This window comes from Stackebrandtia sp. (assembly GCF_035643755.1).
Classification (GTDB): Bacteria; Actinomycetota; Actinomycetes; order Mycobacteriales; family Micromonosporaceae; genus Stackebrandtia.
Genome location: NZ_DASQPW010000259.1, coordinates 1 through 9,541 on the forward strand (window position 1 = coordinate 1; position 9,541 = coordinate 9,541).

Annotated in this window: 9 protein-coding genes; 5 read left to right on the forward strand and 4 right to left on the reverse strand. The window is 68.4% G+C overall.

The genetic code is table 11. From position 1 onward, the window contains the following. A partial coding sequence (locus VE172_RS19955) for a DUF3052 domain-containing protein (RefSeq protein WP_324803731.1) occupies positions 1-322 on the reverse strand: 322 nt, incomplete at its 3' end. A 250-nt stretch (positions 323-572) separates the two neighbouring features. Here VE172_RS19955 and aceE point away from each other — a divergent pair. After that, positions 573-3,314 carry a pyruvate dehydrogenase (acetyl-transferring), homodimeric type gene (aceE, locus tag VE172_RS19960; protein WP_349258471.1) on the forward strand — a complete coding sequence of 914 codons (2,742 nt, stop codon included), beginning with the start codon at positions 573-575 and terminating at the stop codon, positions 3,312-3,314. Positions 3,315-3,370: 56 nt separating this feature from the next. On the opposite strand, the gene VE172_RS19965 is transcribed toward aceE, so the two are convergent. Next, positions 3,371-4,231, reverse strand: coding sequence for a GNAT family N-acetyltransferase (locus VE172_RS19965; RefSeq protein WP_324803732.1), 861 nt, complete (start codon positions 4,229-4,231; stop codon positions 3,371-3,373). A 62-nt stretch (positions 4,232-4,293) separates the two neighbouring features. Continuing rightward, positions 4,294-4,935, reverse strand: coding sequence for a hypothetical protein (locus tag VE172_RS19970; RefSeq protein ID WP_324803733.1), 642 nt, complete (start codon positions 4,933-4,935; stop codon positions 4,294-4,296). A 127-nt stretch (positions 4,936-5,062) separates the two neighbouring features. Between VE172_RS19970 and VE172_RS19975 the strand changes: the two genes are divergently transcribed. Further along, positions 5,063-6,049: an aldo/keto reductase gene (locus VE172_RS19975; RefSeq protein ID WP_324803734.1), complete on the forward strand. Its 987-nt coding sequence runs from the start codon at positions 5,063-5,065 to the stop codon at positions 6,047-6,049. 65 nt (positions 6,050-6,114) lie between these two features. On the opposite strand, the gene VE172_RS19980 is transcribed toward VE172_RS19975, so the two are convergent. Further along, a complete protein-coding gene (locus VE172_RS19980) occupies positions 6,115-8,352 on the reverse strand; it encodes an immune inhibitor A domain-containing protein (protein ID WP_324803735.1) in 2,238 nt (745 codons plus the stop codon). A gap of 309 nt (positions 8,353-8,661) precedes the next feature. Between VE172_RS19980 and VE172_RS19985 the strand changes: the two genes are divergently transcribed. The 3 genes from VE172_RS19985 to VE172_RS19995 all read left to right on the forward strand — a co-directional run. Next, positions 8,662-8,976, forward strand: a complete 315-nt coding sequence (locus tag VE172_RS19985) for a hypothetical protein (RefSeq protein ID WP_324803736.1) — start codon at positions 8,662-8,664, stop codon at positions 8,974-8,976. A 5-nt stretch (positions 8,977-8,981) separates the two neighbouring features. Further along, positions 8,982-9,290 carry a YbaB/EbfC family nucleoid-associated protein gene (locus VE172_RS19990; RefSeq protein ID WP_324803737.1) on the forward strand — a complete coding sequence of 103 codons (309 nt, stop codon included), beginning with the start codon at positions 8,982-8,984 and terminating at the stop codon, positions 9,288-9,290. After that, the coding region (locus tag VE172_RS19995; RefSeq protein WP_324803738.1) for a hypothetical protein at positions 9,287-9,541 on the forward strand (255 nt) is incomplete at its 3' end. The genes VE172_RS19990 and VE172_RS19995, both read left to right, overlap by 4 nt.

Below are 9,541 nucleotides of genomic sequence, written 5' to 3' on the forward strand. Positions count from 1 at the left end.
TGTCCGCCGATTCGACGTGGCCATCGCGCCCGGGTTTGGGCGTCAGCAGCCACACCACGCCCTCCTCGGAGATCGGGGCACGCGCGTCCATCAGCATGTCCACCAGGTCTCCGTCGTCCTCTCTCCACCACAGCATCACCACGTCGACGACCTCGTCGGTGTCTTCGTCGTGAAGCTCGCCCACACACCCGATGACGGCTTCGCGCAACGCGGAATCGATATCGCTGTCGAATCCGATCTCCATGACGACGTCGTCGGCGGAGATGCCGAGTTTGTCGACTATGGTCCGTACGCCGTCGGCCGACCCAGCCGTGGCACTCACGTCGTGTTTCCTCCTCATTCCGCGGCCGGGTCTTCCGCCCGGCTCAAGGTGATCTTCGTCGCCCGCGGAGTGGACTCCGCACCGTGAGAATACGCAATGGCGCAGCGGATGGGTAGCGCGCGTATGTGTCGACAGTCCCGGAACATCGGGTCCCTTGCGCGGGTTGCCGAGGATCAGGAGGCAGGATAGTAGCGACAACGCATGAAGCGAACCTTGTCTTATCAGCGTCGATATGCAAAAGGAACAGCCCGTGACCAACGAACGTAAACGTCCGGTCATTAGTGACGGCCTGCCGAGCCAGCTGCCGGACATAGACCCGGAAGAGACAGTCGAATGGCTCCAGTCGCTGGACGGGCTGTTGGACGAACGTGGACGCCAGCGCGCGCGCTACGTCATGTTGCGCCTGCTGGAGCGGGCGCGGGAACGCCACGTGGGCGTGCCGGCGCTGACCAGCACCGATTACATCAACACGATCCCGCCGGAGTCGGAGCCCTGGTTCCCCGGCGACGAGCACACCGAGCGCCGGATCCGCGCCTATATCCGGTGGAACGCCGCGATGATGGTGCACCGGGCGCAGCGGCCCGGGATCGGCGTGGGCGGGCACATCTCCACCTACGCCTCGGCCGCCAGCCTGTACGAGGTGGGTTTCAACCACTTCTTCCGCGGCAAGGACCACCCGGGCGGCGGCGACCAGATCTACATCCAGGGGCACGGCTCGCCGGGCATCTACGCCCGCGCCTATCTGGAGGGGCGGCTCACCGAGCACCAGCTGGACGGGTTCCGGCAGGAGCTGTCGCACCCGGGCGGCGGCCTCCCGTCGTACCCGCACCCGCGCCTGATGCCGGACTTCTGGGAGTTCCCGACGGTGTCGATGGGCCTGGGGCCGCTGTCGGCGATCTATCAGGCGCAGTTCAACCGCTATCTGCAGCACCGCGGCATCAAGGACACCTCGCGGCAACGGGTGTGGGCGTTCCTGGGCGACGGCGAGATGGACGAGCCGGAATCGTTGGGCGCCATACATTTGGCGTCGCGCGAGGAGCTCGACAACCTGACCTTCGTGATCAACTGCAACCTGCAGCGGCTCGACGGGCCGGTGCGGGGCAACGGCAAGGTGATCCAGGAGCTGGAGTCGTTCTTCCGGGGCGCCGGCTGGAACGTCATCAAGGTGATCTGGGGCCGGGAGTGGGACGCGCTGCTGGCGGCCGACACCGACGGCGCGCTGGTCAACGTCATGAACTCCACGCCCGACGGCGACTACCAGACCTTCAAGGCCGAGGACGGCGCGTTCGTCCGCGAGCACTTCTTCGGGCGCGACCCGCGCACCAAGAAGATGGTCGAGCCGATGACCGACGACGCGATCTGGAATCTCAAGCGTGGCGGTCACGACTACCGGAAGCTGTATTCCGCGTACAAGGCCGCCACCGAGCACACCGGGCAGCCGACGGTGATCCTGGCCAAGACCGTCAAGGGCTGGACGCTGGGTTCCCACTTCGAGGCCCGCAACGCCACGCACCAGATGAAGAAGCTGACGCTGGACGACCTGAAGTCGTTCCGCGACCGGCTCTATCTGGACATTCCCGACAGCGCGCTGGAGGAGAATCCGTACCTGCCGCCGTACTACCACCCCGGGCCCGAGTCCGAGGAGATGGAGTACATGATGGAGCGTCGCAAGACGCTCGGTGGACCGATTCCCAAGCGGCGCAACAAGTCCAAGGCTCTCGAGCTTCCGCCGCACGAGTCGTACAGCGTGGTGAAGCGGGGTTCGGGCAAGCAGAAGGTGGCCACGACGATGGCCTTCGTCCGCCTGCTGAAGGACCTGATGAAGGACAAGAACATCGGGCCGCGCTGGGTGCCGATCATCCCGGACGAGGCGCGCACCTTCGGCATGGACGCGATGTTCCCGACGGCGAAGATCTACTCGCCGCACGGGCAGAACTACCTGTCGGTGGACCGGGACCTCTTCTTGTCCTATAAGGAGGCCGAGAAGGGGCAGATCCTGCACCTGGGGATCAACGAGGACGGTTCGACGGCCGCGTTCATCGCCGCGGGCTCCTCGTACTCCACGCACGACGAGCCGATGATCCCGATGTACATCTTCTACTCGATGTTCGGGTTCCAGCGCACCGCGGACCTGCTGTGGGCGGCGGCCGACCAGATGACGCGCGGCTTCCTGCTGGGCGCCACCGCCGGTCGCACCACGCTCAACGGCGAGGGCCTGCAGCACGAGGACGGGCAGTCGCTGCTGATCGCGGCGACCAACCCGGCCGTGGTGACCTACGACCCGGCGTTCGGCTACGAGGTCGCGCACATCGTGGAGGACGGGCTGCGCCGGATGTACGGCGACGACCCGGAGAACATCTTCTACTACCTCACCGTCTACAACGAGCCGATCTCGCAGCCCGCCGAGCCGTCCGAGCTGGACGTGGAGGGGCTGCTGAAGGGCATGTACCTGGCGGAGCCGGCGCCGTCCAACGCCACGCTGCCGCGGGTGCAGCTGCTGGCGTCGGGCACCGGCATGCAGTGGGCGCTGAAGGCCCGCGACCTGCTGGCCGCCGACTGGGGCGTGTCGGCCGACGTGTGGTCGGTGACCTCGTGGACCGAGCTGCGCCGCGACGCTGTGGAGTGCGAGCAGTTCAACCTGGTGCACCCCGGCCACGACGAGAAGGTGCCGTACGTGACGAGCAAGCTCGCCGAGGCCAGCGGGCCGGTGATCGCCGTCAGCGACTTCATGCGGGCGGTGCCCGACCTGATCTCGCGCTGGGTACCGGGCGACTACACCTCGCTGGGCACCGACGGCTACGGCCAGTCCGACACCCGCGGCGCCCTGCGCCGTCACTTCAATGTGGACGGCGAGTCGATCACGGTGGCGGCCCTGCGGGGCCTGGCGCGCCGCGGCGACCTGCCCGTGGAGGCCGCGGCCGAGGCCGCCCTGAAGTACGCCATCGACGACGTCTCGGCCGCCGAGGCGGGCGAGACCGGGGGCGACTCGTAGAAGACCGGGCCGCACGGGGGTCGTTGGCGCGCTTGCCGACGGCCCCCGTCGGCGTGTCAGCCGAGGGCGACCGACACCGGCGAGTACAGGTGCTCGGGCTCGCCGGGGATCGGGCGTCCGTTGTGGACCATGAAGGTGGTGCGGGCGCGGGCCGCCGCCCCGTGGGACTCGGCCCAGCGGCCGAGCTCGGCGAAGGCGTCCAGCACCTCCAGCCGGATCGGGTGGGTGGTGCCGCGCGCCAGGTCGGCGACCAGGGCCCGCGCGTCGTCGAGGTTCGCGGCGATGACGGGGCCGACGACGGTGGTCGTCAGGTTGGGCCAGGCGCTCGCGTATCCCGTGATCTCGCCGTCGGTCTCGATCACCCGAAGCTGGTCAGCGAACCGCGGCAGCCGAGCCACCAGGCCGCCGCGGTCGCCACCGCAGACCCGCGCGTCCAACGCCGCGATCGCGGGCAGGTCGGCGTCGGTGGCGACGCGGCAGCGCTCCCGTCCGGCCGAGGGCGCGTCGAGGCGCCCCACGTGCGTGGTGTTCGCGTCGACGGCGGTGAAGCCGAGCTTCTGGTAGAGCGGGAGCCCGTTGTCGGTGGCGTACAGGGTGACCACGGCGTCGCCCGCCTCGCCCAGCAGGCGGGTCATGACCCGCCGACCCAGACCGCGGCCCTCGAGGCGCGACGCCGTCAGCACCATGCTGATGGCGCACAGGCCGTCGCCGTAGCGCGTGAGCACGGCCGCCGACACCAGCTCCCCGCCGGGGTCGACGATCCCGTAGACCTCCCCGACGTCGAACAGCAGCCGCCACTTGCGTTCCTCGCGGGGCCACTGGCGATCGGCCGCCAGGTCCAGGCAGGCGCCGAGCCACTCGGGCCCCAGCCGCCGCACCTCGACGGTGTCGTCGATCCAGGTCGCTGGGGAATCCATCGGCGCTCCTCGGGTGTGAAATCCGGGTCAGCATCCGATACTCTCCGGCCGGAATCAACCGATTAACGCTCATGGCCGACGGCGGGCTCGCCGCGTTGTCGGCGGCATTCGGCGCCCAGCCACGGGTAGCTCTCGGCGATGGCGTCGTAGACGCGGCCCCGCACCAGCCGCCGCGCCTCCTCGCGTCCGATCTGGCCGGTCACGCGGCTCAGCAGGCGGTCGTACTGGGTCAGCATGTGTCGCAGGTAATTCACCTCCCAGCGGCACAGCGTCGCCGCGTCGACGCAGCCCACCCTGGCCACACGAGTCTCCGCGCCGGGCACCAGGTAGCAGCGATCCCGCTGGCGGCGGTTCCAGTGCTCCACCGCCCTGGTGGCCAGGCGTTCCATCGGCATCGCGGGCACATCGATGCGGACGGTGCGCAGCCGCTCGGCCGCGGCCGCGCGGCGGCGGGCCGTGATCTCGCGGCGCCGCCGCCCCCGCTCGCGGGCCAGGGCGGAGCGCTCGGCGAACTCCGGGCGCGACTCCACCTCCTCCGCTCGGTCCACACGGTACAGACGCATCGGATGTGCGCTCGAATACATCGGGTTGGGACGCAACACATCCGCGGGATCCAGCCAACGCGCGATCATGGCGGTGCTCCAGCCGCGTCGCACCAGGGCGGCGCGGGTCAACATCCGGGGTTCGTCCGGGGGATGGTTCATGGCGAGTCCTTCGATAGTGGTGATGCGATCATCACGCACAGTAGGACACCTGTACGACACCGCGCCCGCCAAGCTGAAGTTTCCTTAAGCTTTGCCTCGCCGCCGCGCGGGTGGCAGGATCGCGGGAATGGAGTACACGAATCTCGGACGCACCGGACTGAAAGTTTCCCGGCTGTGCCTCGGCACCATGAACTTTGGACCCGCCACCACCGAACCCGACTCGCACGCCATCATGGACCACGGCCGTGAGCTGGGCCTGAACTTCTACGACACCGCCAACGTGTACGGCTGGAAGCTCGGCGAGGGCATCACCGAAAAGATCGTCGGCACCTGGTTCGCCCAGGGCGGCGGTCGCCGCGAGGACATCGTGCTGGCCACGAAGGTGTACGGCGGCATGGGAGAGGGCCCCAACGACAAGGGGCTGTCCGCCCGCCACATCGTCGCGGCCTGCGAGGCGTCCCTGGAGCGCCTCCGGACCGACCATATCGACCTGTACCAGATGCACCACGTGGAGCGCTCCACGCCGTGGGAGGAGATCTGGCAGGCGATGGATCTGTTGGTGGCGCAGGGAAAGGTGCGCTACGTCGGATCGTCCAACTTCGCCGGCTGGAACCTGGTGCAGGCACAGGAGTCCGCCAACCGCCGCCACAGCCTCGGGCTGGTCTCCGAGCAGTGCATCTACAACCTGATGACCCGCCACGTCGAGCTCGAGGTCATCCCCGCCGCGATGGAATACGGCATCGGCATCATCCCGTGGTCCCCGCTGCACGGCGGGGCGCTGTCGGGCGCGCTGCGCAAGCTCGAGCAGGGCTCGGCCGGGCGCAGCACCTCGGGCCGCTCCGCCGAGGCCGTGGAGCAGCACCGCGATCAGTTGGCGGCCTGGGAGAAGCTGTGCGACGAGCGCGGCGTCGACCCGGCGCACCTGGCGATGGCCTGGCTGCTGTCGCGCCCCGGCGTCACCGCCCCCATCGTCGGCCCTCGCACCTCCGAGCAGCTCGACGGCGCACTGGCCAGCATGGACATCGACGTCGACGAGGCGCTGTCGTCCCGCCTCGACGAGATCTTCCCGCCGGTCGGGCACGGCGGCCCCGGCCCCGAGGCCTGGGCGTGGTGATCGCCACCGCGACATAGACGACGGGCCGCGAGGAGAAACCCTCGCGGCCCGTCGGCGTCGAGCAACTACTTGCGGGTCACCTTGATGACCATCTTGGACTTGGAGTCGGTGACGATCGTGATCTTCACTCCGAGACCGGCCACCTTGACCGAGTTGGTCGGCAGCTTGGACGACCAGTAGCCGTCCTTCTTGGAGTCGTCGAAGACGCTGATCCCCTTCTGCTTGGCGAAGCTGACCTTGGTGCCGTTCTTGTGCAGCACCAGCTTGTCGGTCTTCGCTTTGGAGAAGGTCGCGTCGAACGCCTGGTGGGTGTTGGACAGGTAGGTCCCGTCCTTCCACTTCAGCGGCGACGAGTGCGCGTCCACCGGCAGCACCAGGCCCGATCCCTTGTGGGCACTGACGTTGTTGTCGGTGTAGGTGGTGTTGACGTACCAGACCAGCATGCCGTCCTGGTACGGGTAACGCTCCACCCAGTTGGGCTTCTTGTCGCCGAAACCGAAGTTGTACGGGCCGACCTTCAGCGTGGTGTCGTAGCTGACGTAGCGGCGGTTCTCGGCGAGGTAGAAGCGCGCGTGGCGGTAGACCTCGGTGCCGTCGGTGCGGCTGAAGCCCATGGCGTCCCAGGCGGGGTCGGGCGACTCGACGTCGTCCAGCCACACCTGCTTGCCGTCGGCCTTCAGGGCCACGTCGTCCAGGAACACGCCCTGGCCGTGGGTGTTGGTGTCGGACTCGTAGTGGAAGCGGAACTTGATCTTCTTGCCGATGTACTTCGACAGGTCCTCGGAGATGTCGGTGTACTTCTTGGTGGCGCCGGAGTACGAGTCGCCGACCTTGGTCCACTTTCCACCGTTGTCGGTGGACACCTCGCCGTAGAAGAAGTCGTAGTCCTTCTCGGTGTCGATGTACGCCTTGACGTCCACCGATGCCGACTTCTTCGCGTCAGACAGGTCGACGGTCCGGGTCAGGGTGGAGTTGAGCTTGTCGCCGTCGCCGGCCATCCACTCGTGGGTGCCGCTGGCGGGCTTGGGGTACTTCACCGTCTGCTTGGAGTCGGGAAGGTCCACCTTGGTGGCCTCGGGCAGCGAACCGTTGTCGCCGGCCGGTCCCAGCTTGCTGGTCTGCTTCTTGGTGTCGGCCGACACCTCGTCGTAGGTCAGCCAGCCCAGGAAGTACTTCTCCCACGGGCCCATGAAGCCGGGCTTGTTGCCGATCGAGTCCTTGCCGTCGTTGAGCCAGGAGCCGCCCGACATCAGGGACCAGCGGCCGGTGTTGTTGTCGGCGTTTCCGGTGGTGTCGTACAGGTCCGGCAGACCGAGGTCGTGGCCGAACTCGTGGCTGAACACGCCGATGCCGCCGTTTTCGGGCTCGGTGGTGTAGTCGCCGACCCACATGCCGCTGTCGCCCAGCGGGGCGCCGGACTGCGGGTTGTTGTCCGGTCCGGGCTGGTCGGTGACGGCGTAGGAACGGTGCGACCAGATGGCGTCGGCGCCCTCGGCACCGCCGCCGGCCTCCTCGCCCTCACCGGCGTGGATGATCTGGATGTGGTCGACGTAGCCGTCGGGCTCGTTGAAGTCGCCGTCGCCGTCGTAGTCGTAGCGGTCCTGCTTGTCGAACTGGGCCAGGTACTGCTTGATCTGGTCGGCGCTTTGACCGGCGGCGACCTGGGCGTCGTACCAGGCCTTCACACTGTCCTGGACGAAGGCCGGGTAGCCCTCGTTCTCGTCACCGTTGTGGCCGTAGCGCGCCTCGTTGTAGGGCACCGTGACCCAGTTCTGCACCTTGCCGTCCACGGTGTACTTGCCGCCGGACTGCTTGGTGTAGAAGTCCGGCATCGAGTCCTTCGGGCCGAACAGCATGTTCTGGTAGTAGTCCTGGTTGAAGTCCTTGTTCCACAGCGTGGAGTTGTCCTTCGACCGGTCGGGCTCGGGGATCTTGTTCTTGGTCGGGCCGGCCTTGCCGCCCGGGTCACCGGTCTTGTCGCCGAACTCCACCAGCAGGGTGAAGATCTCGTCCTTGCCGGTGGTGGCGGTGTCGGCGTATTCGTCCTTGTCGACTTTGACGGCGCCGTTCTTGTCGGCGGAGGCGGCGCCGGTGGCGACCTTCTCCAGGGCCGCGCGGCGGCGGGCGTCGAGATCGGCTTGCTGCGGGCTGAGCGGCAGATTCTCTCCGACGGGTCCGTTGACCCTGTCGGTTGATTCTCGGCCGGGTGCCGGGTCCGCCGAGGCTTGCACCGTGACGACGCCGACCGCCACCAGGGCAGCCGCCGCGATCGCCGACAGCGCTTTATAGCGTGTCTTGACCATGGGGGTGTGGCCTTTCGAGGGGGTAATGGGGCAAAGATCACCAATAACCTGCCGTGAAGAACGGACGACGGGCAATGGCCGAATGGTCAGACTTTGGTCGCCGACGCAGGATGTACGCGAGATTCCTTGCCGTTATCATTTCGCGACATGCCAGTGGGCGCGACCAGCGCCTCAACCATTACTGATCTAGATATAGCAGTGCGTAAATATAACGGACCGGGCCAACTCGCCGTATTTCGGCCGGGGCGCCGCGGACTTGACACCACCGAGCACAATGTCCGCAAGACACGACACGGGAGCTTGACCATAATGGACGGTTACGCCGCGAAGCTGCGCGAGGTCGAGGAGCATCTCGCCCGGCTGCGCGGCGCCCGGGAGCGGATGGTGGCCGTCGGGGTCGGGGCCCGCCAGCTGGACGCCGAGCTCGGCACCGACACCCACGCGCGGTCCTCGGACGACGGGCTGGCGATCGTGGCGTGCGACGGCCAGGGACGGGTACGGCGGGTGGAGCTTGACGGCCACGGCTATGACGGCGTCGACGACGAACGGCTGTGCGCGGCGGTCCTGCAGGCCCGCCGCCGGGCGCGCCGCGTCGCCCGCGCCGAGGCCCGTCCGGGAGAATAACCACAGTGGACCCTTCGTTCGAGCACCTCGATCGGCACCTGCGCGAGGCCCGGGTGACCGCGACGTCGCCCCGCTCGGTGGTCAAGGTCGTCTACAATGGGCACGGTGACGGGGTGGGGCTGGAGATCGCGCCCGGCGCGAGCGCGCGATACGGCCACGAGACGATGGCGGGCTTCATGACCGCCGCGCTCCAGGCCGCCGACCGCGCCGTGGAGTCGCTGCACCGGCACCTGGCCGGCGACGCGCGCGGCCCGGCCGATCGGGCCGACGCCGCGGCCACGGTGCGGGACTGCTTCGGGGGAGGCCAGGGATGAGCGACACGGCGCACGGTGCGATGCCGACGGTTCCCGACGACCTGCGGCCCGCCGCCGAACGGCTGTGGCGCCACGCCGGCGGCTTTGGGGACGAGGTCGCCGAGACCCTGGCGGCCTGCCTGCGCATCCTGCGGGAACTGCGCGGCGACCCCGAGCGGCTGTCGGCCGCCCGCGACCTGCTCACCACCGGCGTCGCGGCCCGGATCGCCACCGCCCGCGGCGATCTCGACGCCGGTTACCCCGAGGTGGCC